Origin of the sequence: Phreatobacter stygius (genome assembly GCF_005144885.1) — a bacterium.
GTDB classification, from domain to species: domain Bacteria; phylum Pseudomonadota; class Alphaproteobacteria; order Rhizobiales; family Phreatobacteraceae; genus Phreatobacter; species Phreatobacter stygius.
Genome location: NZ_CP039690.1, coordinates 2,449,166 through 2,475,334, shown reverse-complemented (window position 1 = coordinate 2,475,334; position 26,169 = coordinate 2,449,166). Strand labels below are relative to the sequence as shown.

The 26,169-nt window shown below is 67.6% G+C and carries 24 protein-coding genes and 1 pseudogene; 7 read left to right on the top strand and 18 right to left on the bottom strand.

Annotated features, from left to right (window positions below):
• The first annotated feature begins 9 nt into the window (after window positions 1-9).
• Window positions 10-828, top strand: a complete 819-nt coding sequence (locus E8M01_RS11380; protein WP_136960222.1) for a 2-keto-4-pentenoate hydratase — start codon at window positions 10-12, stop codon at window positions 826-828.
• 7 nt (window positions 829-835) lie between these two features.
• On the opposite strand, the gene E8M01_RS11375 is transcribed toward E8M01_RS11380, so the two are convergent.
• The 11 genes from E8M01_RS11375 to E8M01_RS11325 form a co-directional block, all read right to left on the bottom strand.
• Window positions 836-2,626 (bottom strand): glucan ABC transporter ATP-binding protein/ permease, encoded by a 1,791-nt coding sequence (locus E8M01_RS11375; protein ID WP_136960221.1) that lies wholly within the window; start codon window positions 2,624-2,626, stop codon window positions 836-838.
• Between the two features lie 91 nt (window positions 2,627-2,717).
• On the bottom strand, window positions 2,718-3,911 hold the full coding sequence (locus tag E8M01_RS11370; protein ID WP_136960220.1) for a phosphopentomutase: 1,194 nt from the start codon (window positions 3,909-3,911) through the stop codon (window positions 2,718-2,720).
• A gap of 4 nt (window positions 3,912-3,915) precedes the next feature.
• Window positions 3,916-5,241 carry a thymidine phosphorylase gene (gene deoA / locus E8M01_RS11365; protein WP_136960219.1) on the bottom strand — a complete coding sequence of 442 codons (1,326 nt, stop codon included), beginning with the start codon at window positions 5,239-5,241 and terminating at the stop codon, window positions 3,916-3,918.
• A gap of 31 nt (window positions 5,242-5,272) precedes the next feature.
• Window positions 5,273-6,040: a deoxyribose-phosphate aldolase gene (deoC, locus tag E8M01_RS11360; protein ID WP_136960218.1), complete on the bottom strand. Its 768-nt coding sequence runs from the start codon at window positions 6,038-6,040 to the stop codon at window positions 5,273-5,275.
• On the bottom strand, window positions 6,037-6,834 hold the full coding sequence (locus tag E8M01_RS11355) for a purine-nucleoside phosphorylase (protein WP_136960217.1): 798 nt from the start codon (window positions 6,832-6,834) through the stop codon (window positions 6,037-6,039). Before E8M01_RS11355 ends, deoC begins: the two co-directional genes overlap by 4 nt.
• Entirely contained in the window at window positions 6,831-7,232 is a 402-nt protein-coding gene (locus tag E8M01_RS11350) for a cytidine deaminase (protein ID WP_211596713.1), read from the bottom strand. Before E8M01_RS11350 ends, E8M01_RS11355 begins: the two co-directional genes overlap by 4 nt.
• Window positions 7,229-8,206 (bottom strand): ABC transporter permease, encoded by a 978-nt coding sequence (locus tag E8M01_RS11345; RefSeq protein WP_136960216.1) that lies wholly within the window; start codon window positions 8,204-8,206, stop codon window positions 7,229-7,231. The genes E8M01_RS11350 and E8M01_RS11345 overlap by 4 nt, the downstream gene beginning before the upstream one ends.
• Entirely contained in the window at window positions 8,207-9,307 is a 1,101-nt protein-coding gene (locus E8M01_RS11340; RefSeq protein WP_136960215.1) for an ABC transporter permease, read from the bottom strand.
• Window positions 9,304-10,833: an ABC transporter ATP-binding protein gene (locus E8M01_RS11335; RefSeq protein ID WP_136960214.1), complete on the bottom strand. Its 1,530-nt coding sequence runs from the start codon at window positions 10,831-10,833 to the stop codon at window positions 9,304-9,306. Before E8M01_RS11335 ends, E8M01_RS11340 begins: the two co-directional genes overlap by 4 nt.
• Window positions 10,830-11,570 (bottom strand): MBL fold metallo-hydrolase, encoded by a 741-nt coding sequence (locus E8M01_RS11330; protein ID WP_136960213.1) that lies wholly within the window; start codon window positions 11,568-11,570, stop codon window positions 10,830-10,832. The genes E8M01_RS11335 and E8M01_RS11330 overlap by 4 nt, the downstream gene beginning before the upstream one ends.
• Entirely contained in the window at window positions 11,567-12,634 is a 1,068-nt protein-coding gene (locus tag E8M01_RS11325) for a BMP family lipoprotein (protein ID WP_136960212.1), read from the bottom strand. The genes E8M01_RS11330 and E8M01_RS11325 overlap by 4 nt, the downstream gene beginning before the upstream one ends.
• 193 nt (window positions 12,635-12,827) lie before the next feature.
• Between E8M01_RS11325 and E8M01_RS11320 the strand changes: the two genes are divergently transcribed.
• Complete coding sequence (locus E8M01_RS11320; protein WP_215908877.1) at window positions 12,828-15,173, top strand: penicillin acylase family protein; 2,346 nt, start codon at window positions 12,828-12,830, stop codon at window positions 15,171-15,173.
• Window positions 15,174-15,346: 173 nt separating this feature from the next.
• The gene (locus tag E8M01_RS11315; protein ID WP_136960211.1) at window positions 15,347-15,565 is read left to right on the top strand and encodes a hypothetical protein; all 219 of its coding nucleotides are present in this window, start codon (window positions 15,347-15,349) and stop codon (window positions 15,563-15,565) included.
• Between the two features lie 24 nt (window positions 15,566-15,589).
• On the opposite strand, the gene E8M01_RS11310 is transcribed toward E8M01_RS11315, so the two are convergent.
• A complete protein-coding gene (locus tag E8M01_RS11310) occupies window positions 15,590-16,492 on the bottom strand; it encodes a DMT family transporter (protein WP_136960210.1) in 903 nt (300 codons plus the stop codon).
• 254 nt (window positions 16,493-16,746) lie between these two features.
• Here E8M01_RS11310 and hisE point away from each other — a divergent pair, with 254 nt between their 5' ends.
• The gene (hisE, locus tag E8M01_RS11305; protein WP_136960209.1) at window positions 16,747-17,124 is read left to right on the top strand and encodes a phosphoribosyl-ATP diphosphatase; all 378 of its coding nucleotides are present in this window, start codon (window positions 16,747-16,749) and stop codon (window positions 17,122-17,124) included.
• A 325-nt stretch (window positions 17,125-17,449) separates the two neighbouring features.
• Here the strand turns inward: hisE and E8M01_RS35980 are convergent.
• The 6 genes and pseudogenes from E8M01_RS35980 to E8M01_RS11275 form a co-directional block, all read right to left on the bottom strand.
• Window positions 17,450-17,755, bottom strand: a pseudogene (locus E8M01_RS35980) (DUF167 family protein); the annotation flags it as partial.
• 9 nt (window positions 17,756-17,764) lie between these two features.
• Complete coding sequence (locus tag E8M01_RS11295) at window positions 17,765-18,055, bottom strand: YggT family protein (protein ID WP_136960207.1); 291 nt, start codon at window positions 18,053-18,055, stop codon at window positions 17,765-17,767.
• A gap of 104 nt (window positions 18,056-18,159) precedes the next feature.
• Complete coding sequence (locus E8M01_RS11290; protein WP_425467735.1) at window positions 18,160-18,960, bottom strand: ABC transporter permease; 801 nt, start codon at window positions 18,958-18,960, stop codon at window positions 18,160-18,162.
• 91 nt (window positions 18,961-19,051) lie between these two features.
• Window positions 19,052-19,837: an ABC transporter ATP-binding protein gene (locus E8M01_RS11285; protein WP_136960205.1), complete on the bottom strand. Its 786-nt coding sequence runs from the start codon at window positions 19,835-19,837 to the stop codon at window positions 19,052-19,054.
• A 69-nt stretch (window positions 19,838-19,906) separates the two neighbouring features.
• Complete coding sequence (locus tag E8M01_RS11280; RefSeq protein WP_136960204.1) at window positions 19,907-20,959, bottom strand: ABC transporter substrate-binding protein; 1,053 nt, start codon at window positions 20,957-20,959, stop codon at window positions 19,907-19,909.
• A 273-nt stretch (window positions 20,960-21,232) separates the two neighbouring features.
• A complete protein-coding gene (locus E8M01_RS11275; RefSeq protein WP_170181860.1) occupies window positions 21,233-22,045 on the bottom strand; it encodes a DUF3108 domain-containing protein in 813 nt (270 codons plus the stop codon).
• Between the two features lie 222 nt (window positions 22,046-22,267).
• On the opposite strand from E8M01_RS11275, the gene E8M01_RS11270 reads away from it, so the two are divergent.
• From E8M01_RS11270 to E8M01_RS11260, 3 genes are all read left to right on the top strand, one after another.
• Window positions 22,268-23,947 (top strand): heparinase II/III family protein, encoded by a 1,680-nt coding sequence (locus tag E8M01_RS11270; protein ID WP_170181859.1) that lies wholly within the window; start codon window positions 22,268-22,270, stop codon window positions 23,945-23,947.
• A gap of 72 nt (window positions 23,948-24,019) precedes the next feature.
• Window positions 24,020-25,663 carry a bifunctional phosphoribosylaminoimidazolecarboxamide formyltransferase/IMP cyclohydrolase gene (gene purH / locus E8M01_RS11265; RefSeq protein ID WP_136960201.1) on the top strand — a complete coding sequence of 548 codons (1,644 nt, stop codon included), beginning with the start codon at window positions 24,020-24,022 and terminating at the stop codon, window positions 25,661-25,663.
• A gap of 106 nt (window positions 25,664-25,769) precedes the next feature.
• The gene (locus E8M01_RS11260) at window positions 25,770-26,156 is read left to right on the top strand and encodes a heavy metal-binding domain-containing protein (RefSeq protein WP_136960200.1); all 387 of its coding nucleotides are present in this window, start codon (window positions 25,770-25,772) and stop codon (window positions 26,154-26,156) included.
• Window positions 26,157-26,169: the final 13 nt, after the last annotated feature.

Below are 26,169 nucleotides of genomic sequence, written 5' to 3'. Positions count from 1 at the left end.
TCGTGTCCCATGTCGTTGTGCTCTTCGCAGACCCGCCAGTTCGCGGACGAGATTCTCGCGGCCTATGACGGCCGGCGGCAGATCGGCCCGTTGACCGGCCTGGAGCCGACCTTTTCAGCCGAGGACGCACAGAAGGTCTCGCACGAGATCACGCGGCGGCGGACCGCGCGCGGCGAAACGGTGATCGGCCGCAAGATCGGCTTCACCAACCGGACGATCTGGGACGAATACGGGGTCTATTCGCCGATCTGGGGACCGGTCTACGACAAGACCTATACCGCGGTGACCGGGCCGGCCGAGGCGCCGCTCAGCCGGCTGGTCGAACCGCGGATCGAGCCGGAAATCGTGTTCGGCTTCAAGGCCGGCGTGACGTCCGACATGGATGAACGGGCGATTCTCGGCGCGATCGGCTGGGTCGCCCATGGCTTCGAGATCGTCCAGTCGCTTTATCCCGGCTGGCGCTTCCAGGCGGCCGATTGCATTGCCGCCTTCGGCCTGCACGGCGCGCTCTATTGCGGGCCGCAACTGCCGGTCGGCGGCGATCCCGAGCCGTGGCTCGACGCGCTCACCGGCTTTTCGATCACCCTGTCGAAGGACGGCGTGGTTGCCGATCGCGGTGTGGCGGCCAATGTGCTGGGCGGGCCCTTGTCGGCGATCAGGCATCTTGCCGGCGTGCTCGCCGAGGATGCGCAGGCCATGCCGATCGGTGCGGGCGAAATCATCACCACCGGCACGGTGACACGCGCCTTGCCGGTCGCGCCGGGAGAACTCTGGACGACGGTGGTCGAGGGGCTCGCCGTCCAGCCGATGTCGCTGCGCTTCGTCTGAGACCGCCTCAGGTCTCGACGATCGACGGCTCCGGCTTCTTCTCGTGCTCGCCGGTCATGAACTGCGCCCGCGCCAGGCCGGCGAACACGCCGCCCTGGGCCACCAGTTCCTCGAACGTGCCGCTTTCGACCACGCGGCCCTGTTCGAAGACCAGGATGCGGGTGGCGTGCCGGATGGTGGCGAGCCGGTGGGCGATGACGAAGGTGGTACGCCCCTTCATCACCTCGACCAGCGCCGCCTGCAGCTTCTGTTCGGTGGTCGCGTCGAGTGCCGAGGTCGCCTCGTCGAGAATCAGCACCGGCGGGTCTTTCAACAGGGCGCGCGCGATCGACAGGCGCTGGCGCTCGCCGCCTGAGAGCGACCGGCCGCGTTCGGCGATTTCGGTATCCAGCCCATCCGGCTGACGCCCCAGGAAGTCGGCGGCCTGGGCCCGCTGGCAGGCCGCCCAGATCTCGGCGTCGGTGGCGTCGGCGCGGCCAACCTGCAGGTTTTCCTTGATGGTGCGGGCAAACAGCATGGGTTCCTGGAACACCACGCCGATATTGCGGCGGAGCGACACCATGGTCACGTCGCGGATGTCATGGCCGTCAATGGTGATGCGGCCGGACTGCGGGTCGAACACCCGGTGCAGCAGCGACAGCGTGGTGGACTTGCCGGAACCGGTCGAGCCGACCAACGCGATGGTATCGCCGGGGGCCGCGACAAAGGACAGGTCGGCCACCGCCGCGCGCTTGCCGTCATAAGAGAACGAAACATTCTCGAAGGCGACCTTGCCGACGACCTTGCCGACGTCGATGGCATTGGGCCGGTCGCGCACCTGCGGGCTGGTGTCGATGACGTCGAAGAAGTCCTTGATCTTCGGGCCTTCCAGGAACACCGCGTTGATGAAGCCGACCAGCGCCTCGAGCCTGGCGATCAGCATGGTGGCGAAACCCATGAAGGTGACGATCTCGCCAATGCTGGCGAGCCCGTTGATATGCAGCCAGGTGCCGGTCAGGAAAATCGACAGGACCGTCAGCGTCGCCGAGGCCCGCGAGGCGACGGCGGCGATCGCCCACCAGGACAAGACCGGGATCTGGGCCGCCAGCAGGGCGTCGACGGTCGAGCGCATGGCGCGCACTTCGGCGTCGATCCGGGTGAACGACTGGATGACCGGCACGTTGCCGAGCGCATCGGTGGCGCGTTCGGCGAGCGCATTGTGAAACTCCTGGACCTTGCCCTGCAGCGTCTCGGTCTTGCGCAGCACATAGCTGGTCAGGAAAAAGAAGAAGAACACCATGACCACCAGCAGGCTGCCCAGCCGCCAGTTCACCCAAAGCGAAACCGGCACCAGGATGACCAGCGCGATCATCGAGGCGCAGTGCTCGCGCAGGAAGGACAGCAACAGCCAGGCCATGGCGTTGGAGCCTTCCAACATCTGCTTCAGGAGCCGGCCGGAATGGGTGCCGGAATGGTAGCTGAGCGGCAGGTTGAGCACGTGCTCGAAGAAATGCTGCATGAACGCCAGCCGACGGCGATGCGACATGCGGTCGGCATGCAAGGCGACCAGCACGCCGGCACCGATGGTGAACAGGCCGAACGATACCCAGGCGATGACCAAGGGCAGCAATTCACCCCAGGTGATGGTGCGGCCGCGCGCCTGCGCGTTCGACAGCGTGTCGATGATCCGGCCGAACAGGATCGGTTCGGCGAACATGATGCAGGCCAGCACGATATTGCAGGTGAGCAGGGTCAGGCCGAGCCGCTTCTCCGGCCCGAGTTGCATCAGAACCCGCCAATAGACCTGGAGAAGTGACATGCGCCGCCCTCTGTCGAAACCGCTTACGTCCCTGTGAAACACGACGCGGAACGCGCCGCAAGGTGAGGTGGTTCCGAATCCGGCGGCAGTTCTAGAACGGCGTGCCGGCGCCGGGCGCGGTGAGATCGAGATGGCGGGCAACCGTCGCGGCGATGTCGGCCAGGCTGTCGCGCCGGCCGATCGGGCCGGTCGGCTGGCCCGGGCCATAGGCGAGGATCGGCACGTGCTCGCGCGTGTGTTCGGAGCCGGGATAGGTCGGATCGCAGCCGTGATCGGCCGAAATCACCACGAGATCGCCAGGCTTCAGGCGCGCCGCCAGCTCCGGCAGTCGGGCGTCGAATTCCTTCAAGGCCTGGCCATAACCCTTCGGGTCGCGGCGGTGGCCGTAGAGCGAATCGAAATCGATGAAATTGGCCATCAGCAGCCCTTGCTCGGGCAGCCGGTCCAGGCCTTCGAGCATGCGGTCGAACAGTGCCATGTTGCCGGCGGCCTTGAGCACCTCGCCGGTGCCGACATGGGCGAAGATGTCGCCGATCTTGCCAATCGTGATGACGGTCCGGCCAGCCTTCTCGGCAAGTTCCAGGATGGTCGGCGCCGGCGGCGGCACGGCATAGTCGCGGCGATTGCCGGTGCGGACGAAATCGGCGGCCGACGATCCGAGGAAAGGCCGGGCGATGACCCGGCCGATATCAAGGGGATCGCAGAGCTCGCGCGCGACGGCGCAGACGGCATAGAGCCGCTCGAGCCCGAAGGCCTGTTCGTGGGCGGCGATTTGCATGACCGAATCGGCCGAGGTGTAGACGATCGGCCTGCCTGTCGCGATATGCTCGTCACCGAGTTCGGCGATGATGGCGGTGCCGGAGGCATGACGATCGCCGAGAATTCCGTCGAGGCCGCAGCGCCCGACCAGAGCCGCGATCAGTTCGGGCGGAAAGCACGGTTGGGTATCCGGGAAATAACCCCAGTCGGTCGCGACCGGCACGCCGGCGATCTCCCAATGGCCGGACGGCGTGTCCTTGCCCCGGGAGGTCTCGACGCCGTAACCGTAGCGGGCGGTGATCCGGCCGGTGGCGGCGAGCCCCGGCGGCATGCGGCCGGTGGAGGCCTCGGCCGCCTTGGCGAGGCCAAGCGTTGCAAGGTTCGGCAAATGCAGGCCGGGCCCACGCTGGGCGAACCATGCGGCAACATGGCCGAGCGTATCGGATCCGACATCGCCATAACGTTCGGCATCCTCGGCGGCGCCGATGCCGACGGAATCGAGCACCAGGATCAGCGCGCGGGCCATGGTTTCACCCCGCGATCCGGGCCTGGACGAGCGCGCCGACCAGGGCACCGCCATGATCGAGCGTGATCGCGGCGTGGATCATCGCCGCGGCGGCGTCGAAGCCGGCCTCGTCGCGCGAATGGACCATGGCCAGCGGCTGGCCCCGTTCAATGGCCTCGCCGAGCATGACCAGATCGGTCAGGCCGACGGCGTGATCGACCGGATCGGCCGAGCGGGTGCGTCCGCCGCCCAGCGCCACCACGCTCATGCCGATGGCGCGGGTATCGATGGTGGTCACGGTTCCGGCGGCGGCCGCCAGTACCGGCCGGATCAGTGGCGCCCGCGGCAAGTGTTTGTCGGGGCTCTCCATCAGGTCGCCGGGACCACCCAGCGCCACGACCATGCGCTCGAAGGTTTCGGCGGCACGGCCGTTGTCGAGCACCCGTTCGAGCTTGCCCTGGGCCTGGTCGAGGTTCGGAGCGAGCTTGCCCAGCACCAGGAGTTCGGCGGCGAGCGCCATGGTGACGCCATGCAGGCGGGACTGGCGATGCCGGCCCGAGAGATAGTCGATCGCCCAGCGAACCTCGACGGCATTGCCGGCGGCGTTGGCGAGCGGCTGGTCCATGGCGGTGACCAGCGCGACCGTCGGCAGGCCGGCGCCGGCGGCAACGGTGGCAATGGATTCGGCCAGCTCCTTCGAGCGTGGGAATTCCGGCATGAAGGCGCCCGAGCCGGTCTTGACGTCCATCACCAGCCCGTCGAGGCCGGCGGCGAGTTTTTTCGACAGGATCGAGGAGGTCAGCAGCGGGATCGATTCGACCGTCGCCGTGACGTCGCGGACGCCATAGATCACCTTGTCGGCCGGCGCCAGATTGGCAGTCTGCCCGATGATGGCGCAGCCAACCTCCCTGACGGTCCGGCGCAGGCGGTCGAGCGAAGGTGTCGCGTCATAGCCGGGGATCGATTCGAGCTTGTCGAGGGTGCCGCCGGTATGGCCGAGGCCGCGACCGGAAATCATCGGTACGAAGCCGCCGGCTGCCGCGACCATCGGCGCCAGCATGAGCGAGACGGTGTCGCCGACCCCGCCGGTCGAATGCTTGTCGAGCACCGGGCCGGACAGATCGAGGTCACGCCACGACAGGACATCGCCGGAATGGGTCATGGCGCGGGTCAGCGCGATGCGTTCGGCCATCGACATGCCCTGGAAAAAGATCGCCATGGCAAGGGCTGCGACCTGCGCCTCGGTGACCTTGCCCGCGCCGATGCCGGCGACGAAGGCGTCGATGGCCTCCGGGGCCAGAGCCCGGCCGTCGCGCTTGTCGCGGATGATCTCTTGCGGAAGCAGCGTCATGCGTGTGGTCCTCGACCGGTCAGGGCCATCTTTAATATGGGGTGCCGGTTGCCGTCGGCGCAGCGGCCTGATCCGCCAGAAGCGCGTCGAGCAGCCCGGAGGCGCCGAAACGGAAGGTTCTGGGGCTTGCCCAGGCGGGCCCCATGATGCCATCGGCGAGCGCCAGATAGGCGGCCGCATCGGCCACCGTGCGAATGCCGCCGGAGGGCTTCAGCCCGACCGACCGCGGCGCGGCACGGATCTCTTCGAGCATGATCTGGACCGCTTCGGGCGTGGCCGACACCGTGGTCTTGCCGGTCGAGGTCTTGATGAAATCGGCGCCGGTCGTAATGGCGATGCGGGCGGCCTCGCGGATCAGGTGCGGCGACGTCAGTTCGCCGGTCTCCAGGATGACCTTCAACAGTCTGGTCGAGGGAACCGCGCTGCGCACCGCGCCGATCAGCGCGCCGACCGTCTCGCGGTCGCCTTTGACCAGGGCGCGCCAGGGCAGAACCAGGTCGATCTCGTCGGCGCCGTCGAGCAGCGCATAACGGGTCTCGTCGGCGACCTGGGTCACGTCGGTGCCGCCGGCCGGGAAATTCACCACGGTCGCGACCTTCACTCCCGTGTCCTTCAACAGGCGTTTGGCCTGGGGGACGAAGCCGGCCCAGGTGCAGACCGCCGCAACCGGGCCGAGCCGCGTGACGGCGCGGCTGCAGAGCGTCTCGACGCCGGCCTCGTCAAGGCCGTTCGACAGGTCGGTGAGGTCGAGCAGCGCCACGGCGCGGGCGGCAAAAGGAGCCGAGATAGACCTGGTCATGCTGACATCTCCGAGAGAAAACCTCGGATCACGGCTGCGACGGCGCCAGCGCCCTCGGCCGCGACCGTCTTGGTCTCGCCATGGGACGGGGCTTGCGGCGCCAGTCCCGCACCATAGTTGGTGATCATGGACAGCGCGACGACGGAAAGTCCGGCATGGCGGGCGAGGATGACCTCCGGCACGGTGGACATGCCGACGGCGTCGGCGCCCAGGCGCTGCAGTGCGCGGATTTCGGCAGGCGTTTCGAAGCTCGGGCCGGTGACCCAGGCATAGACGCCCTGGTGCAGCCGGACGCCGCCGCGTTGCGCGCCGCGGGCGAGCGCCGCCGTCAGTCCGGGGTGATAGGCGTCGTTCATCGGCACGAAACGCGCGTCGCCGGGCAAACCGATCAGCGGATTGGGTCCGAACAGGGCGATGTGGTCCGATATCGCCATGACCGCGCCGGGCGGCATGTCGGCCTTCAGCGACCCCGCGGCATTGGTCAGCAGCAGGGCGCGCGCGCCGAGCGTGGCGAATGTGTCGATCGCCGGCTTCATGACCCGCGCGTCGCCCTGTTCATAGACATGGGCGCGGCCTTGCATGACCGCGACGCGCCGCCCCTCGAGGCGGCCGACAACGAGCCGGCCGGCATGGCCGGAGACGCCGGCGCCGGGGAAGCCGGGCAGTTCGGCATAGGGGATGACGGTCGCGTCCGCGATCGTCTCGGCCAGGGGCCCAAGCCCGGTGCCGAGCACGATGGCGCAGTCGAACGGCTCTGCTCCGGTGCGCTGCCGGATGATCGCGGCGGCGGTCATGTCAGGTTGTCCGGCCCGAAGGAAAAGGGCAGCAGGCTGCCGAGCGTGAAGCTGCGCCTCAGCCCTTCCGGCCCGGCGACATGCACGAGCACGGCATCGGCCGAGAATTCACGCAGGCGCTGGCGGCAGGCGCCGCAAGGCGTGCACAGCTCCGGCCCGTCGCCGATCACCAGGATCTCGGCGATCTGCCGGTCGCCGGCCAGCACCATGGCCGATAGCGCGCCGGCCTCGGCGCAGGCGCCGACCGGATAGGCCGCATTCTCGACATTGCAGCCGGCATGGATGGCGCCGGAGGCCGACCTGATGGCGGCGCCGACCCGGAACCGCGAATAGGGCGCGTAGGCTTGCGCCTGGGCGCGCCTGGCTGCGTCGAACAGGGCTTTCAGCTCCGGTGTCACGTACGATCCTTCACATAGGGAATGCCGGAGGCCTTGGGTGGCGTCGCCCGGCCGATGAAGCCGGCCAGCAGCACCACGGTGAAGATATAAGGCAAAGCCTGGATGGCCTGAACAGGCACCTGGCCAATGCCCGGAAAAGACGCGCCCTGAATGCGCAGCGCGGTCGCATCCATCAGGCCGAACAGCAGGCAGGCGCCGAGCGCGGCCCAAGGCCGCCATTTGGCGAAGATCAATGCGGCGAGGGCAATGAAGCCCTTGCCGGCGGTCATGTCGTTGATGAAGCCGGCCGATTGGGCAATGGCGAGATAGGCGCCGCCCATGCCGCACAGGATGCCGGCGACGATCACCGCCTGATAGCGCAGCCGCGCGACCGAGACGCCGGCGGTATCGACCGCCGCCGGGTTTTCTCCCACCGCGCGCAGGCGCAGGCCCCAGCGGGTCTGATAGAGCGCGAAGGCGGTGATCGGCACCAGGATGAAGGCGAGATAGACCGGCACGGAATGGCCGGAAATGATGTCGGCATAGAAGGTGCCGATGACCGGGACGCCAGCGGCCGTCTCGGCAAGAGGCAAGGTGATCTCGTTGAAACGCGCGCTTGCGGGCAGTTGCGGGGTCCGCCCGCCCTGGTCGAACCAGGCATTGCCGAGCACGGCGGTGAGGCCGGAGGCCAGCACGTTCAGCGCGACGCCGGAGACGATCTGGTTGCCGCGCTGGCTGATCGAGGCAAAACCGTGGATCAGCGCGAAGACGACCGAGGTACCGATCGCCGCGGCAAGTCCAATCCAGGGATTGGGGATGACCGCCGCGGTGGCGCCGGCCGCGAAGGCGCCGACCAGCAGCTTGCCCTCGAGGCCAATATCGACCACGCCGGCACGTTCCGAATAGAGGCCGGCGAGGCAAGCGAAGATCAGCGGTACCGACAGCCTGATGGCGCTGTCGCAGGCCACCAGCAGGATGGTCCAGGCTTCGATCATTCAAGCCTCCTGAACGGTGAACCGCTGATAGAGCGCGGCCAGCCGTTCGGCGAACAGGCTCTCCAGCGCGCCGGCGAACAGGATGACGAAGCCCTGGATGACCACGATCATTTCGCGGGTGATCCTCGGCTTTTCGAAGGCAAGCTCGGCGCCGCCCTGGGTCAGCACCCCAAACAGCAGGCTTGCCAGCACGATGCCGAAGGGATGGGCGCGCCCCATCAGGGCGGCGGCGATGCCGACAAAACCCGCGCCGGCGACGAATTCGTTGATCAGCCGCCCCTGGGCACCGAGGATCTCGTTGGTCGCCATCAATCCGGCGAGGCCACCCGACAGCATCAGGGCGATCATGGTGACGCGCGCCGGCGAGATGCCGGCATAGACGGCGGCATCCGGATTGGCGCCGACGGTGCGGATGCGGTAGCCGAGCCGGGTGTGCCAGATCAGCACCCAGACGGCGGCGGCTGCGGCCAGCGCGATCAGCAGCGACAGGTTGAGCGGCGAACGGGCGACCGTCCAGCCGAACCAGCCGGTCATGGTGGCGATCGAAGGCAGGATCGCGGCATCGGTGAACTTCGCTGTCTCCGGCGCCATGGAGCCGGCCATCTTCAGCGGTCCGACCAGCAGATAGACGAGCAGAGCCCCCGCGATGAAATTGAACATGATGGTGGTGATGACGATGTGGCTGCCGCGCCGGGCCTGCAGCCAGGCCGGTATGAAAGCCCAGGCCGTGCCGCCGAGGGCTGCGCCGATCACGCAGAGCGGCAACAGGACGAGTGCCGGCAGCTGTGGCAGCGACAGCGCCACCAGGGCTGCGCCGAGGCCGCCCATCAGGGCCTGGCCCTCGCCGCCAATGTTAAAATGGCCGGCATGGAAGGCGACCGCCACGGCGAGCCCGGTGAAGATGTAGCTGGTGGTATAAAACAGCGTGTAGCCGAGGCCGTAGTCCGAGCCGAGTGCGCCGCGCAGCATGATCGCCAGCGCCTCGAACGGGCTCTCGCCGATCAGCGTGACCACCAGGCCGGCAGCCAGGAAGGCGACGGCGACATTGACCAGGGGAATGGCGACCGCCGTCAGCCAGAGTGGCAGGTCGCGATCGTTCATTCGCGCGCCTCGCCGATGCCGGCCATCAAGAGGCCAATGTCGCGCTCGTCTGTCGACGCCGCTTGGCGTTCGCCGGTGATGCGGCCGCCGCTCATCACAAGCACGCGGTCGGCCAGCGCCAGAACCTCGTCGAGTTCGGTGGAGACGACCAGGATCGCCTTGCCCTCGTCGCGCAGCGCGATCAGCCGGCGATGGATCAGTTCGATGGCGCCGATATCGACGCCGCGGGTCGGCTGGCCGACCAGGAGCAGGACCGGGTCTCGTTCGATTTCGCGCGCCAGCACGATCTTCTGCTGGTTGCCGCCGGAAAACAGCGCCGTGGTCAGGCCCGGATCGGCCGGGCGCACATCGAAGGTTGCCATCTTGCTGGCGCAGTCGGCGACCACGGCGCGATGGTTGAGAAACGGTCCGAAACCGAAGCGCTGTTCGTCGGTGCAGCCCAGAATGGCGCTCTCGGCGGCATCGAACGGCTTGACCAGGCCCCGGCGCTGCCGGTCCTCGGGCACGTGGCGCAGGCCCTGGGCGCGCAGGCTCTGCGGGTCGTCGCGTCCGCCGCAATCCAGCAGCGCGCCGCCGAGCGCGATCGTTCCGGAGCTCGGCCGCCGCATGCCGGCGATGATTTCGAGCAGTTCCGACTGGCCGTTGCCGGAGACGCCGGCAATGCCGACGATCTCGCCGGCCTTGACGTCGAAACCGACCTGGTCGAGGCGCAGCGTGCCGCGGCTGTCGCGCAGGCTGAGATCGCGCACCTCCAATACGGTCTTGCCGGCTTCGGCGATAGTCTTGTCGACGGTGAGCGCGACATGCCGACCGACCATCAGTTCGGCCAGCTGCTCCTGGCTGGTCTCGCCGGTCTCGACGGTTGCCACCATTTCGCCGCGCCGCATGACCGAGACCTGGTCGGTCACCGCCATGATCTCCTTGAGCTTGTGCGTGACGATGATCACCGCCTTGCCTTCGTCGGCCAGGCGACGCACCAGGACGAACAGTTTGTCGGCTTCGTCAGGCGTCAGGACGGCCGTCGGCTCGTCGAGGATCAGGATGTCGGCGCCGCGCACCAGGGCTTTGAGGATTTCGACGCGCTGCAGCTGACCGACCGCGAGATCGGCGATGACCGCGTCCGGATCGACATCGAGGCCATAGTCGCGGCTGAGCGCGGCGAGCCTGGCACGCATCGCGCTCGCGCCGCGGGCGGTCAGCGCGCCGCCCTCGGCGCCGAGCATGAGGTTTTCCACCACCGTGAAGGTTTCGACCAGCATGAAGTGCTGGTGCACCATGCCGATGCCGGCGGCGATCGCATCGGCCGGCGCGCGAATGTCGATCGCCTTGCCGTTGACGGCAATGTGCCCCTGATCCGGCGCGTAGAAACCGTAGAGGATCGACATCAGTGTCGACTTGCCGGCGCCGTTCTCGCCGATCAAGCCCCGCACCGTGCCGCGCTCGACCGTGAAATCGACTGTCTTATTGGCATGAACAGCGCCGAAGCGCTTGTCGATGCCGGTCATGGCAATGGCAGGGGCCGTCATAGCGCGATCACGAGGCCATCGAAGGCCCGTTCCACCGGCAGGTCCTCGGCCCATTCGAGCATGGACGAGCCCATATGGGTCAGGATGATCCGTTTGGCGGCGAGCTCGGACAGATGGGCCGAGAGCGTCCGATAGTCCAGGTGGTTCGGCAGCTTGCGGTCGACGGTGTAGCATTCGACCAGCAGGACGTCGGCCTCGCGGCTCAGCGGGATCAGCTGGTCGGTCCAGGAGGTGTCGCCGGAATAGGCAAAGACCCTGTTGTCGCGCGCGATGCGGTAGCCGAGGCAAGGCCCGGCCCTGTCGTCATGGATCATGGCGAAGGCGCTGACGCCGGCGCCGGCAACCTCGGCCGGCGCGCCGGGCGCGATCTCGATGAACTGCATGTCGAAGGCACGTTTTGCCCCAGACGAGCCCGGGAAGGCGGCTTCGAGCGCAATGTGTGCCCGCTCCTCGACTCCTTTCGGCCCGGCAATGGTGAGCGGCGCGCGCCGGCGCGTGACGAATTGGGCGTCGAGCACGAAGAACGGCAGGCCGCCGAAATGGTCGCCATGGAAATGGGTGAACAGGATCGCCGAGATGGCGTTGCGATCGATGCCGGCCCGGTTGAGCGCCGGCATCGAGGTGGCGGCGCAGTCGACCAGCATGGTCGTGCCGTCATCGGCGGTCAGGTACAGGCAGGTCGAGAACCGTCCGCCCGAACCAAAGGCGTCGCCTGAGCCGAGAACCGTGATGTTCATGGAACCGGGCAGCTGTTGGTGGCCATGAAGTCGTGAACCTGCAGCCGGCCGGCCTTGATGTCCTCGGCAGCCTTGACGACGGCCGCGCGCATTTCGGCGGTGATCAACGCGGCATTGTGGGCGTCGTCGGCCCAGTCGACCGCGCCGTCGGCAAGACCGAGGACCGTGATGCCGGAGCGCCAGGTGCCGGCACGCGCGCTGGCGAAGGCTGCGTGCACCGCCACGTCGACCCGTTTCAGCATGGAGGTGAGAATGCGGCCGGGGTGAAGCGCATTCTGGTTGGAATCGACACCGATGCCGAGCTTGCCCGCATCCGCCACCGCCTGCAGTACGCCGATGCCGGTGGAGCCGGCGGCATGATAGACGATGTCTGCGCCCTGGGCGATCTGGCCGCGCGCCAGTTCGCCGCCGCGCACCGGATCGCTGAAGGCGGCACCCGTCGTGCCGGTCATGTTCTGGATGATGGTGATACCCGGCCGGGCGGCGCGCGCGCCCTGGACATAGCCGCAGGCGAACTTGCGGATCAGCGGAATATCCATGCCGCCGACGAAGCCGATGGTATTGGTCTGCGAGCGGAGCGCCGCGAGCACGCCGACCAGATAGGAGCCTTCATGCTCCTTGAACAGCACGCTCTGCACATTGGGCAGGTTCACCGCGCTGTCGATGATGGCAAAACGGGTGTTGGGGAATTCGGCGGCAACCTTTTCCATCGCGGCGCGGAACGAGAAGCCGACGGCGACGATGGGATTCTGGCCGCGCTGCGCGAAATTGCGCAGCGCCTGTTCGCGCTGGGTATCGTTGCGGATCTCGAAGTCGCGATAGTCGATGCCGGTCTCGCGCTTGAACCGCTCGGCCCCGGCATAACCGGCCTCGTTGAAGGATTTGTCGAAGCGGCCGCCGAGATCATAGACGATCGCCGGTGCGAAGGCCGGGGCCGGAGCCTGGGCGTGGGCCGGGGCGGCGAGGCTGGCCGCCGCCAGGCTGGCCAGGCCGGCCAGGACAAGCAGCAGGCGTCGGGCCGGAAAGCGTCCGGTCGAATAACGGCGCGCAGAAAAACATGTCATGACTGTCCCCTGGAACGGCTGCCGGTTTTTTCAGCTTAGGCCATCATGCGCCACTCTGGCACGCCGTGCGGGTCTGTCCAGATGCGAGGTTTCACAGGCATGCGTCGGCGCAGGTGCCGGGCGCTCGATCGCGGCTGGCCTGACGGCGATCGCAATGGCACAGTCGCGGCCCTTTTGGCCAAGACGATCGATCATGACACGCACACAGACGCTCACGCTTTCCGGTCTTTCGGCTCCCGGCTCCATCGGGGTCGACGGCAACGGCATCCCGCATATCCGCGCCGAGAACGAAGCCGACCTGTTCTTCCTCCAGGGCTTCCACGCGGCGCGCGAGCGACTGTTCCAGATCGACCTGTGGCGCAAGCGCGGCCTCGGCCTGCTGGCGGCCGATTTCGGGCCGGGCTTTCTCGAGCAGGACCGCGCGTCGCGGCTGTTCCTCTATCGCGGCGACCAGGAGGCGGAGTTCGCCGCCTATGGGCCGGAGGCCAAGGCAACCTTCACCGCCTTCACCAGGGGCATCAATGCCTTCATTGCGATGACCGAAGCCGATCCGTCGCTGCTGCCCTTCGAGTTCGGCCTCACCGGCACCAGGCCGGCGCGCTGGGCGCCCGGCGACGTCTCGCGCATCCGCACCCACTCGCTCAGCCGCAATGTGCTGTCGGAGGTGCTGCGCTGCCAGGTCCTGGCCAAGGCGGATCACCGCACCGACCTGTTGCGCCGGTCGCTCGAACCGGCGGTCGTGCCTGTGGTGCCCGAGGGGCTCGATCCGGCGAGCATCCCGCTCGCCGTGCTCGACCTGCTCAAGCTCGCCGGCGCCAGCGCCAGCTTTTCCGAGGAGAGGCTCGCGGCCAGCCTGGAAGACGCGCCGAAATGGCGCGGCGTCACCGATCTGCTCGAGGTGGTGCTCGACGCCCAGCATAGCGGCTCGAACAACTGGGCGGTGCATGGCAGCCTGACCGATACCGGCAAGCCGATCCTGGCCTCCGACCCGCACCGCCTGCACGGCATGCCGTCGCTGCGGTCGCTGGTGCACCTGAGCGCGCCCGGCCTCGACGTGGTCGGTGCCGGTGAGCCTTGCGTTCCCGGCGTTCATATCGGCCATAACGGCACCATGGCCTGGGCGCTCACCATCTTCTACATCGACCAGGAAGACCTCTATGTCTACGAGACCGATCCGGACGATGCGGATCTCTACCGCTACGACGGCGCCTGGGAGCGGATGCGCGTGGTCGAGGAGACCGTGTCGGTCAAAGGTCATCCCGACCAGGTGCTCCGGCTGAAATTCACCCGCCACGGCCCGGTCGTGCACGAGGACCGGGACAAACGCCGCGCCTATGCGATCCGCTCGGTCTGGTTCGAGCCGGGCACCGCGCCCTATCTCGGCACCCACAAGCTGATGCGCGCCAGGACGCTCGCCGAATTCCGCGCCGGGACGGAGAGCTGGGGTACGCCCTCGGTCAATTTCGTCTATGCCGACAAGGCCGGCACGGTGGCCTGGATGCCGGCGGGCATCAATCCGGTCAGGCCGAACTGGGACGGGCTGCTGCCGGTGCCCGGCGACGGCCGCTATGAATGGGCGGGCTTCCGCGACAGTTCGACAATGCCGCTGACCGAAAACCCGGCCCATGGCTTCGTCTTCTCGGCCAACGAAATGAACCTGCCCGAGGACTGGGACCACGAGGCCCATCCGATCGGTTTCGAATGGGTCGAACGGGCGCGCGCCACCCGCATCGAGGAGGTGCTGGCCTCCGTCAAACCGCACAGGCTGGCGACCTCGCGCGCCTTGCAGACCGATGTCGTATCGGTGCCGGCGCGGCGGGCGACCAGGCTTCTCGCCGGCCTGACCAGCCGCGACGCCGACGCCGCGCTCGGTCTCGGCCTGTTCACCGGCTGGGATCATGCGCTGACCTCGACCTCCGGGCCGGCGGCCCTGTTCGAGGTCTGGTGGAGCCGTCATCTGAAAAAGGCCCTGTGGGCGGCGATCGTGCCGCAGGATCTGCATGGCCTGATGGTTCCGGGCGATGTCGAGGGCACGCTGGCCGTCCTCGAAGATCCGGACGAGCGGTTCGGCGCCGATCCGAAGGCCGGTCGCGACGCGATCCTGCTGGGTTCGCTTGCAGCGGCGGTGCGCGACGTCAAGGCGCTGATCGGCGATGATCCGAAGGCCTGGGCCTGGGGCAAGCTGCATCACGGCCAGTTCGACCATCCGTTGAGTGCGCTGATGACGCCGGAACAGGCCAAGGCGGCATCCGTCGGTCCGCTGCCGCATAGCGGATCGAGCGCGACGCCGATGCATACCGGATATCGGGCAACCGATTTCCGCACCATGATGGGCTCGTCGTTCCGGCTGGTGGTCGACCTCGCCGATCTCGATCGGTCGGTTGCGATCAACACGCCGGGACAGTCGGGCAATCCGGCTTCGCCGCATTACCGCGACCTGTTCGAGCGTTGGGTGAGCGGAGACTATGCGGCGCTGCCTTATTCGCGTGCCGCCGTCGATGCCGCCATCCGCTCGGAAACCCGTTGCGAACCGGGCTGACCTCGGTCCGCCGGCCTATTCCCGGACTCGGGCGGGCCGGCAGCCGCGTCGTTCGACGATGCGCCAGCGCGCCATATTTCGGGACATGCAACATTAGTCTCGATGCATGGCGCGCGTCTGAAACCTCGTCTCCCTAGCCTCTGCGCCAGGTTCGCAGATGCTAGGGGAATGGCATGACTGATCACGACGCGCTCGACGAGCTCAATCAGGCCCTGGTCGCCATCGATGTCATGCTGCGCAACGGCAAGCTCGACGCCGCACGCGTGTCGGCGCTCGCCCGCGAGGCGCGCCGTTCGGCCGAACGGGTCAGCCGGGTCAGCGATGATCGGGAGCCACCGGCCTCCGGCTGCTGCTGTTCGGCGGCGCGACCGGCCGAGGCGGCCGGGCTATAACCCATTGCGATGCAGTCCGGGATCTCAAGCCGTGCGGGCGATCAGGCGCTTCCACAACCGGCCGTCGATCGCCGCCAGGCCAAGTCCGATCAGCGTCATGCCGACGGCATGGGTCCAGGCGAGCCGCTCGCCCAGCACCAGGCTGCCGAGCAGGATTGCCGAGACCGGAATGAGGAAGGTCACCAGCATCAGATTGGTCGGGCCGGCGCTCGCCAGGATCTTGAAGAAGATCACATAGGCCAGCGCGGTCGACAGGATGCCGAGCCCGAGCAGGGCCAGGATGGTCGTGCCGCTCGGGCTTGCCAGCGTCCAGGGCCGGTCGAGCAGAGCGACGATCGGCAGCATCATCAGCATGGTCAAGGTCACCTGACCCCAGGCGGTCACCGCCGGTTCGATGCCGAGCGTCTTGATGCGGCGGCCCCAGAGACCGGAAAAGGCATAAGAAATGGCGGCGGCCAGGCAGGCGAGCAGCGCCCAGACCGGTGTGTCGAGCGCGCCGGTGACGGCCGGCCCGATCAGCACCACGACGCCGGCAAAACCCAAGAGCAGGCCCGCGACCTTGGGCGGCGTGGCTTTTTCGTCCGAGGTGAACAGGTGCATCACCACCACGGTGAACAAGGGCGTGGTGGCGTTGAGGATGGCGGCGAGCCCGGAGGGAATGACCGTCTGGCCGGAAAAGATCAGCGAGAACGGGATCAGATTGTTGACGATGGCCATGACCAGCAGCGTCCACCAGGCTTTGCGGCCGCGCGGCAAGGCTTGGCCGGTGGTCCTGACAACGACGTACAAGGTCGCCGCGGCGATCGTCACGCGCGCCAGCACGACGGTCAGCGGCGGCAGGTCGGCAAGCGCCAATTTGACGAAGAAGAACGATCCGCCCCACAGCACCGAGAGCGTCAACAAGAGAGCCCAGTCGCGTGGAGACATGACGACGCCTTCCCGAATCGATCCGTGTCGCGAGATCCCATCCTATCGGTCTTTGCGGTTCGGCCTGCCACCCGTTCTCTGCGTGGCACCCGTTCCTTGTATGCAATGAGTTGTCAGCACCGGAAGTTCTTGCCGGCGCAGGTCGCGGACCGGTCGATTCGCGTCATTGACTTGCCTCGGTTCTGTGACACCGTTTCATCATTGCAGCGATTTTCGGTCCTGATTCGCGGAGTTCTCCAAGGAAGACATCATTGATGGCCGACACGATGCAGCGGTTACACAAGGCCGTCTTGAAGGCACGGGAGACCGATCCCGGCCAGTCGCGCACGGCGCGGCTGATGCAGGGCGGCCGGGCCAAAATGGCCAAGAAGCTGGTCGAGGAAGCGGCCGAGGTGACCATCGACGCCGTGTGTGGCGATCGTGACGCTGTGGTGCGCGAAAGCGCCGACCTGCTCTACAATCTGACCGTGCTGTGGGTCGATATGGGCATTGTCCCCGATGATGTCTGGACCGAGATGCAACGGCGCGAGCAGCTCTACGGCATTGCCGAAAAGCTGCACAAGGGCCCGGTAGCGGTCGTCGACGGTGCGGTCAGCTTCGGCGCACCGGCATCGAACGACCGCAAGGGCTGACCGGCGCGGTTCAATCCCTCAGAAACAGCGGCAGATCGACCGGCGGGTTGCGCACTTCGCGGTTGACCGCATTGAGCATGCCGACCGCGCGGCGGATCAGCCAGCCATCGCGGTTCGGGCAGCCTTCCTCGGCGAGCGACTGAGCCGACCGCAGCGTCCGGACGAGCCGGCTCTTGTCCGGTCCCGACAGGCCGGCGCGTTCGACCATGACGCGGGTGCGCACGAATTCGGTCGGGCTGGCGCAGATATCGCCACGGGTGACGAACTGGGCCGCGGCCGGGGTGCTGATGCCAAGGGCCGCAACGGCCAAGGCGGCCGCGGCGAACAGGCGGGCCGCCGCCGCCGACAGGCTCACCGGATCGCCGTGGACGGCAACCGTCTTCAGCCGGGCGGTCTTGCCCTGGACCACCGACACCTGCGACCGGGCGACACCGAGCCTATCGGCGACCAGCTGCTCGAGCGCGGCATTGGCCTTGCCGTCCTCCGGCACCGCCCTGACCCTGGCCTTGACCACCGCACGGCCATCGGCGAGCCGGTCGGTCCCTTCGAGGGCATCGCGGCCGCCGCGCGGCGTCAGCCTGACGTCGAGCAGCAGCGTGTCATTGGCGAGGCGATAGGGCGCGGCCGTCATGTCCGGCGCTCAGAACACATAGGGTCGGACGTAGTAGGCCAGCACCAGCTGGATAAGGATGATGCCCAGCAGCAGCACGACCGGCGACAGGTCGACCGCACCGGTATTGGGCATGCGCGCCCTGATCGGCGCCAGAACCGGCTCGGTCAGCGCCCGCAACGTCTGGTCGATCTGCGCGACGATCTGGTTGCGGTAATTCACCACGTTGAACGCAATGAGCCAGGACAGAACCGCCGAGACGATGATCACCCACTTGTAGATGTTGAGGGCGATGTCGATGACATCGATGAGCGCTTTCATGGGGGCCCGTTATCGAGGAGGGATCGGATGGATGGGTCGCAAGGCCCCGATTTATGGGGCCGGGCGGCCGGCGGGGCAAGCGGCAACCGCGGCGTGTCGATGCGTCATCCGGCCGCGAAGGACGAGCGCTGCGCCCAGCCGGTCATGCGGTTCTCCAGCCAGACGGTTGCCATGTACATGACCACCCCGAGGATCGCGAGCGCGATGAGGGAGGCGAACAGCAGCGGCACGTTGAAGTCGGCGGAAGCCCGCGCCATCAGATTGCCGATGCCGAAGCGCGAGGCGTTGTATTCGGCGATCACCGAGCCGACATAGGCGAGCGTGATGGCGACCTTCAGCGAGCCGAAGAAATAGGGCAGCGAGCGCGGAATGCCGACCTTGGTCATGATCTGCAATTTGGAGGCGCCGAGCGCCTTCAGCACGTCCTCGACTTCCGGTTCGATGGTGGCAAGCCCGGTCGCGACATTCACCACGATCGGGAAGAACGAGATCATGAAGGCGGTGAGCACGGCGGGCAGCCAGCCGACCCCGAACCAGATCACCAGGATCGGTACGACCGCCACTTTCGGCACCGAATTGAAGCCGACCAGGAGCGGATAGAAGCCGGCATAAAAGAAGCGGCTGGCGCCGAGCAGCAGGCCGAGAAGGATGCCGAAGGCCACCGCCAGGCCGAAACCGGCGAGCGTCATCCAGGCGGTGTGGAACGAATGCAGGCCGATCTGGCGGCGGAATTCCCACAAGGACAGCGCGATGTCGCTCGGCGCCGGCAGCACGAAGGTCGACACGCCAAACGCCCGGCAGAACAATTCCCAGGCCAGGAACGAGGCGGCGGTGCAGAGCAGCGGCGCGAGCTGAAGCGACAATTTGGTGCGGTCCAGCGTGGTCGCGGTCACCACCTGGGACAGCAGGAACAGCACATAGGCCAGGACGCCCAGCACCAGACCGACCGGCCACCAGGCGAGCAGGAAGTCGAAAAGGACCTGCATGATGCGCCTTTCAGGCGGTCGTGCGCGCTTCCGCGATGCGGGCGCGCAGATCGTGGACGATGGCGGAGAATTCCTGGGTGTAGGTAAGCTCGAGGTCGCGCGGGCGGGCAAAGCCGACCTCTCGCTCGGCGATGATCCGGCCCGGCCTGGACGACATGCAGAAGATCCGGTCGGCCAGGAAAGTCGCCTCGCGCAGGTCGTGGGTGACCAGGATCACGGTGAAATTGCCGCGCGCGTGCAGGTCGCGGATGACGCACCAGAGCTCCTCGCGGGTGAAGGCGTCGAGCGCGCCGAAGGGCTCGTCGAGCATCAGGAGCTTGGGTTCGTGGATCAGTGCCCGGCAGAGCGAGGAGCGCTGCTGCATGCCGCCGGACAATTGCCAGGGAAATTTCGAACCGGCGTCCTTCAGCCCGACCGATTCCAGCAGCGCCTCGGCCTTCTCGACATATTCGGCCTTGTGCCGGCGCAGGCGGGAGCGGTGCGGCTCGACGATCTCGAGCGGCAGCATGAGGTTTTCGAGTGTGGTGCGCCAGGGCAGCAGGGTCGGCGCCTGGAACGCCATGCCGGCGATCTTGACCGGCGCGGTCACCTCGCGGCCGTCGACGACAACCGCACCCTTCTGCGGGAATTGCAGGCCGGTGGCGAGCTTCATCAAAGTCGACTTGCCACAGCCCGAAGGGCCGACGACGGCCGCGAACTCGCCTTCGTTGACCTTCAGGTTGAGGCCGTCGACGGCAAGCGTCGCGCCGGTCGCATAGGTATGGCTGACGTCGGTCAGTTCGACGAAGGGGCGCAAGGACGAGCTTTCGGCGGGAGAACAGGGACCGGGGCGGTTCGTGCCCCGGTCGATCGTCGCGGGCCGGACTCAGGCCAGCCGGCGGTCGCCGGCGGGCGGCAGCAGATCGGCCAGGAAGACGTCCTCGACCTTCGGCTTGTTCTTGTAGGTGAAGGTCAGGCCGATCTGGTCGATGGCCTTCGCCATGCGCGCCGGATCGATGCCGCCGACGCCATTGGCCTTGACCCAGGGTGTGAGCACGTAATTGTCGATGGTCATCTTGAGACGTTCAGCCTCGGTCTCCTGGCGCGCCACGTCGTTGCGCGCGAGCACCAGCTTCACCGAAGCGGCCTGGTCGGCAATGCAATCGCGGATGCCCTTGACCACGGCGCGGTTGAAGCCGGCGACCGCGGCGCGGTTCGCCTGCAGGAAGCCCGGGCTCGGCATCAGGACGTTGCCGTAGAGATCGACACCATAGTCGTACATGTGCAGCACGATGATGTCGCTGTCGGGCACGCCACGCGACTTCAGGTTGATGTAGGAGGAATGGGCGAAACCGAAGATCGCGTCGACTTCGCCGGAGGCCAGCATCGGTTCGCGCACGGGAAAGCCGACATTCTCGAACCGCATGGTCGACTCGTTGAGATTGTTCACGGCGCGGAAGATCGGCCACTGGGCATAGGCGGCATCCGGCGCGGGCGCCCCGAACTTCTTGCCTTCCAGGCTCTTGACGTCGGCGGTGATGCCGCGCGAGCGGCGGCCGACGATCGAGAAGGGCGGACGGTCATAGACCATCATGACCGCCTTCAGATCGACGGTCGGGTTTTCGTCGCGGAACCGGATCATCGAATTGACGTCGCCGAAGCCCATGTCATAGGTGCCGGAAGCAACCCGGGTGACGCCCTCGCGCGAGCCGGAGGCGGCGTCGATCGAGACGTTCAGGCCCTCGGCCCGGAAATGCCCCTTTTCCAGCGCGCTGAGAAACAGGCCGGCCGGCCCTTCGAACCGCCAGTCCAGCGTGAAGCGCACATTGGTGGTCGCCTGGGCATGGACGGCGGGAGCAGCGAGGCCCGCGATCGCGGCAGCGCCGGCGAGTTTCAGGGTGTCGCGGCGGGTCGGGCGGGAGCGCGGGAGATCGGTCATGGCAGGGCCCTTCGGCATATTATTGTTGAGCGGCCGGGCCGCTGCGGCGACCCAGTCCGGACCGGCCCGGATCGGGACCCGTCTCGTAGAATTACAGATGGCAGCAAAGACCATGCCGGGGCCGACGGCAACCCGTTTTTCGAAGCAAAATCAGCGTTTGCTCAAATCTCGGGCAGGCCGCCCGGAAATCGAGCCCGGGATCGCTGCCTTTGCGTGCGCCAAGCCCTGTGAAGCGACCTGCTGCGCCGCTCCGGGAGCGGCCCTTAGCCGGCGTCAGCGGTTGATCGAGGCGGTCGAGGTGGGGCTGCCGAGCTCGAGCTTGGTCGGTTCGATCTGAGCCATGCCGACCGGCGTGCGGATCATGATGCGTGCCGGCACCAGGGCGCGCGTTCCGGCGACCGGGGCGAGCCAGATTTGCATGTCGCGGTTCTGCTCCATGCCCTGGGTCTGCGCCGGGCGATGGCCGGCGATCGGCCGATAGCGGGCATTGCAGACGACCGCCGGGCCGGAATAACCGGGAACCTTGAGTTCCTCGGTCCGGGAATAGGAAAAGGCGAGGTCGTAGCGCTGACGCCCGTCGAAGACCGGGAAGGTCCGGGCGCAGGCTTCGGCCGAAACCGTCGGGCCGGAACCGGCCACCACGAACAGCGCCGCGGCCAGCGGATCCAGCACACCCTGGCGATGGCTCGCCGTCAGCGGCACCTGGTCGGGCGCCTCGGGTTTTGCCGGCTCGGCGCTGAACGTGCGCACCGCGCCGCCGGACATGGCCATGCGGATCGCTTCATTCTGCTGGGTCGTGTTGAGGGTCAGAGCATAATTGGCCGGCACGGCGCGCCCGCCGGCGATCCGGCCCGAGGCGGTCGCCGAGCCGCGGCCGGACGCGATCAGCCGCGACACGCCGGAGAGGCGCACCGAGACGGAGGTTTCATAGCTGTCGTTGGAAATGCGCCCTTCGAAGCCGGCGACGCCGACCTGCAGGCCGCCGATCATGATCTCGTAGCGTCCGGAAACGGCTTCGATCGCCGCGGCAGGAGAGGCAATCGCGGCAAAGGCGGCGATACCCGCCAGGAGGCTCGATCGAGACACGGCACAGACTCCATCACCAGCCAGCGCCGGGTCGTCGACCCCCCGCGCCGTATGCAGGCATCAAAGCGCGAAAATGGTTAACGCCTTGGAAATGCAGCCGTGTCTTCTATGAGGGGCCGGCGGCACGACGGACCGGCTATGACTGGCCGAGCGATTCGGCGGGTCTGGTTGGCCAAGTGGGTTGGGGGCGGACGGGTTTTGGTAGCAAAGACCCTTGCGTGGATGAGCGAGTGGGTAATCGCCGGCCGGCTTGCCGCCGTCGGATATTACCGCCGTGCGCGTGGCTGGCCGGTCGGCGCCGGCATGATGCGGATCTGGCGCGGGCGCAGCCAGACACCGCGCCTGCTGCTGGTGCCGCAGGAATTGCGCACTGCCGATCCGGTCCGGGCCGACGAGATCATCGCAGGCCTGCATGTCTTTGCCGGTCGCACGGTTCAGGCGGTCGACCCGTTCGCCGCCACGCCGCCGTCGGAAGAATGGCAGGAGGCGCTGTCCGGTTTCGGCTGGCTGCGGCATCTGAGGGCGGCCGCTACGCCCGAGGCGGGCGCCGCGGCCCGCCAACTGGTCGAAGCCTGGCTCGCCGCGCAGGGCCGCGACCATTCCGTCGGCTGGCAGCCGCAGATCACCGCCGAACGGCTGAGGGCCTGGCTCGCCGCCTCCGGCCTGTTGCTCGCCGGCGCGGACGAGATGTTCTATCGCCGCTTCGCCCGCTCGCTCTGGTGGCAGGTGCGCGTGCTCGACGCCCAGTTCGCCTCCCTTGCCCCTGGTGCCGACCGGCTGGCGGTGCTGGTTGCGCTGGTCATGGCCGGGCTCTGCCTGGAAGGCGAGGAGCGGCTGCTGAAATGGGCCTCGCAGCGCCTGGGCGAGGAGCTCGATCGTCAGATTCTGCCCGATGGCGGCCATGTCAGTCGCGATCCGGGCGTGCTGGTCGGCCTCGTGCTCGACCTCCTGCCGTTGCGCCAGCTGTTTCCGGCACGCAATGTCACGCCGCCCGCGGCGATCCTCACCGCGGTCGATCGGATGATGCCGATGATCCGGTTCTTCCGGCTCGGCGACGGCACGATCGCGCGGTTCAACGGCATGGGGCCGACCGGCATCGATCTGGTGACGACGGCGCTGGTCTATGACGAATCGCGCGGCACGGTGCCGGGCTCGGCGCCGCATAGCGGTTTCGAGCGGCTGGAAGCGGGGACCACGGTTGTCATCACCGATGTCGGCGCGCCGCCGCCGGCGAGCTATAGCACCGGTGCCCATGCCGGGACCTTGTCGTTCGAACTGTCGACCGGGCGGCAGCTGGTGGTGATGAATTGCGGCGTGCCGACCGTCCATCGCGCCAGCTGGCGCAAGGAGGCGCGCAAGACCGCCGCCCATTCGACGGCAACCGTCGCCGATCGCTCGTCGGCCCGCTTCGTGCGCCGTGGCCCGGCCGAGGGAGCCATGCTGTCGGGGCCACATGTGGTCGAGGTCGACCGGCGCGACCTGACCGTCACCGCAACCCATGACGGCTACCGCCGGCGCCTCGGCGTGCAGGTCGCCCGGGTGATGACGCTCGCCGAAGATGGCGAAAGGCTCGACGGCGAGGATGCGATCGAGGGTGCCGACCAGCCCTATGCGTTGCGCTTCCACCTGCACCCGACCGTCCAGCCGGTGCCGACCGAGCAGGGCCGTTCGGTTCTGCTGCTGTTGCCGACCGGCGAGGCCTGGGTCTTTGCCGCCGATGCCGGGGTGACCATCGAGGAGAGCATTGCGCTCGCCATGCCGGAGGGCCCGCGGCGCACCTCGCAACTGGTGGTCGAGGGCCGGTCGGGCACGACGCCGAGCGTGCGCTGGACGCTGCGCCGGCTGGAGCGGCCGGCGACCCATGTGCCCGACAGCGAGCCCGAACCGCAACTGCCGCTGTAACGGCAAAAGGTGGCGGATCCGGCGCCTGCGGTGATTTTCCGTCAAAGATGCGGTTCCGGCGCCGCGCCGGCCATGCTAAGGCGCGGCCAAACCTTCCCGGAGACCGCCACCGTGACCGCTTCCGCCAATGCTCCCGTCGCTCGTGCGCTCATTTCGGTCTCCGACAAGACCGGCATCGTCGATTTTGCCCGCGAACTCGCCGGGCTTGGCGTCGCCCTGGTCTCGACCGGCGGCACCTACAAGACGCTCAAGGATGCCGGCCTGGCGGTGACCGAAGTGGCCGATCTCACCGGTTTTCCGGAAATGATGGACGGCCGGGTCAAGACGCTGCATCCGAAGGTGCATGGCGGGCTTCTGGCCATTCGCGGCAATGCCGATCATGAGGCCGCCGCGAAGGCCCATGGCATCCTGCCGATCGATCTCCTGGTGGTGAACCTCTATCCGTTCGAGGCGACGATTGCCCGCGGCGCGACCTGGGACGACACGATCGAGAACATCGATATCGGCGGCCCGGCCATGATCCGCGCGGCCTCGAAGAACCATGATGCGGTGACGGTGGTGGTGGATGCCGCCGATTATCCGTCGGTCATCGAGGCGATGAAGGCGAATGGCGGCGCCACCACGCTCGATCTGCGGCGCAGGCTCGCGGCCAAGGCCTATGCCCGCACGGCAAGCTATGACGCGGCGATCTCGAACTGGCTGTTCGACGCGCTGAAGGAGACCGCGACGCCTTACCGGGCCTTTGGCGGCTCGCTGGCCCAGGCGTTGCGCTATGGCGAAAATCCGCATCAATGGGCGGCCTTCTACAAGACCCCGCAAGGCCCGGATGCGCGTCCGGGCGTCGCGACCGCCCGTCAGCTGCAGGGCAAGGAGCTCTCCTACAACAACCTCAACGATACCGATGCGGCCTATGAACTGGTCGGCGAGTTCGATCCGGCGCGCACCGCGGCGGTGGCCATCATCAAGCACGCCAATCCCTGTGGCGTCGCCGAGGCGGCAAGCCTGATCGAAGCCTATGAGCGGGCGCTGGCCTGCGACCCGGTCTCGGCCTTTGGCGGCATTGTCGCGCTGAACCGTACGCTCGACGCCGAAGCGGCGCGCCGGATCGTCGAGATCTTTACCGAGGTGATCATCGCCCCCGATGCGACCGACGAGGCCAGGGCCATCGTCGCAGCCAAAAAGAACCTGCGCCTGCTGGTCGCCGGCGGCATTCCCGACCCGCGGGCGGCCGGCCTGACGGTCAAGACGGTGGCCGGTGGGCTTCTGGTGCAGTCGCGCGACAATGCCGTGGTCGACGCCATGGACCTGAGGGTGGTGACCAGGCGCGCGCCGACGGCGCAGGAGCTCAACGACCTGCGCTTCGCCTTCCGGGTTGCCAAACACGTCAAGTCGAACACCATCGTCTATGCCAAGGACGGTGCGACGGTGGGCGTCGGCGCCGGCCAGATGAGCCGGGTCGATTCGGCGCGCATCGCCGCGCGCAAGGCCGAGGACGCGGCGGTCGCCGCCGGCCATGCCGTGCCGCTCACCAAGGGTTCGGTGGTCGCTTCCGACGCCTTCTTCCCGTTTGCCGACGGTCTGCTGGCAGCGGTCGAGGCGGGTGCAACCGCGGTGATCCAGCCCGGCGGCTCGATGCGCGACAAGGAGGTCATCGAGGCCGCCGACCAGGCCGGCCTTGCCATGGTGTTCACCGGCACCCGCCACTTCCGCCATTGAGGTCCGGGCGCGCCGCCGGGCCATGACCCGATGCCCTTGACGCAACGGTATCGACGGCGCCGGCAGATGTTCTAGATTGGCGCGGTCGCGAACCGGAGATCCTCCCATGCTGCTGACCACGACGCCGACCCTCGAAGGCGGCCGCATCATTCGCTACCACGGCGTGGTGACCGGCGAGGTCATTCTCGGCGCCAACATCTTCCGTGATTTCTTCGCGTCGATCCGCGACATCGTCGGCGGCCGCGCCGGCTCCTACGAGGCGGTGCTGCGCGACGGCCGCAACACCGCTTTCGGCGAAATGATGCAGGAAGCCCAGCGGCTCGGCGCCAATGCCATTGTCGGCATCGATGTCGATTACGAGACGCTCGGCAAGTCCATGCTGATGGTCAGCGTCAGCGGCACCGCCGTTTCGGTCGAGATGGCTTTCCAGGCTCAGGCCGCGCCGCAGCAAGGCGGTTATCCCTCATCGGCGCCCTGGGGCGGCCGCAGCTAGGGCCGGCTTCGGA

Coding starts and splice junctions, on each gene's coding strand:
- E8M01_RS11380 (WP_136960222.1), top strand. CDS start 10: ATGTCGTTGTGCTCTTCGCAGACCCGCCAGTTCGCGGACGAGATTCTC.
- E8M01_RS11375 (WP_136960221.1), bottom strand. CDS start 2,626: ATGTCACTTCTCCAGGTCTATTGGCGGGTTCTGATGCAACTCGGGCCG.
- E8M01_RS11370 (WP_136960220.1), bottom strand. CDS start 3,911: ATGGCCCGCGCGCTGATCCTGGTGCTCGATTCCGTCGGCATCGGCGCC.
- deoA (WP_136960219.1), bottom strand. CDS start 5,241: ATGACGCTGCTTCCGCAAGAGATCATCCGCGACAAGCGCGACGGCCGG.
- deoC (WP_136960218.1), bottom strand. CDS start 6,040: ATGACCAGGTCTATCTCGGCTCCTTTTGCCGCCCGCGCCGTGGCGCTG.
- E8M01_RS11355 (WP_136960217.1), bottom strand. CDS start 6,834: ATGACCGCCGCCGCGATCATCCGGCAGCGCACCGGAGCAGAGCCGTTC.
- E8M01_RS11345 (WP_136960216.1), bottom strand. CDS start 8,206: ATGATCGAAGCCTGGACCATCCTGCTGGTGGCCTGCGACAGCGCCATC.
- E8M01_RS11340 (WP_136960215.1), bottom strand. CDS start 9,307: ATGAACGATCGCGACCTGCCACTCTGGCTGACGGCGGTCGCCATTCCC.
- E8M01_RS11335 (WP_136960214.1), bottom strand. CDS start 10,833: ATGACGGCCCCTGCCATTGCCATGACCGGCATCGACAAGCGCTTCGGC.
- E8M01_RS11330 (WP_136960213.1), bottom strand. CDS start 11,570: ATGAACATCACGGTTCTCGGCTCAGGCGACGCCTTTGGTTCGGGCGGA.
- E8M01_RS11325 (WP_136960212.1), bottom strand. CDS start 12,634: ATGACATGTTTTTCTGCGCGCCGTTATTCGACCGGACGCTTTCCGGCC.
- E8M01_RS11320 (WP_215908877.1), top strand. CDS start 12,828: ATGACACGCACACAGACGCTCACGCTTTCCGGTCTTTCGGCTCCCGGC.
- E8M01_RS11315 (WP_136960211.1), top strand. CDS start 15,347: ATGACTGATCACGACGCGCTCGACGAGCTCAATCAGGCCCTGGTCGCC.
- E8M01_RS11310 (WP_136960210.1), bottom strand. CDS start 16,492: ATGTCTCCACGCGACTGGGCTCTCTTGTTGACGCTCTCGGTGCTGTGG.
- hisE (WP_136960209.1), top strand. CDS start 16,747: ATGGCCGACACGATGCAGCGGTTACACAAGGCCGTCTTGAAGGCACGG.
- E8M01_RS11295 (WP_136960207.1), bottom strand. CDS start 18,055: ATGAAAGCGCTCATCGATGTCATCGACATCGCCCTCAACATCTACAAG.
- E8M01_RS11280 (WP_136960204.1), bottom strand. CDS start 20,959: ATGACCGATCTCCCGCGCTCCCGCCCGACCCGCCGCGACACCCTGAAA.
- E8M01_RS11270 (WP_170181859.1), top strand. CDS start 22,268: ATGAGCGAGTGGGTAATCGCCGGCCGGCTTGCCGCCGTCGGATATTAC.
- purH (WP_136960201.1), top strand. CDS start 24,020: ATGCTAAGGCGCGGCCAAACCTTCCCGGAGACCGCCACCGTGACCGCT.
- E8M01_RS11260 (WP_136960200.1), top strand. CDS start 25,770: ATGCTGCTGACCACGACGCCGACCCTCGAAGGCGGCCGCATCATTCGC.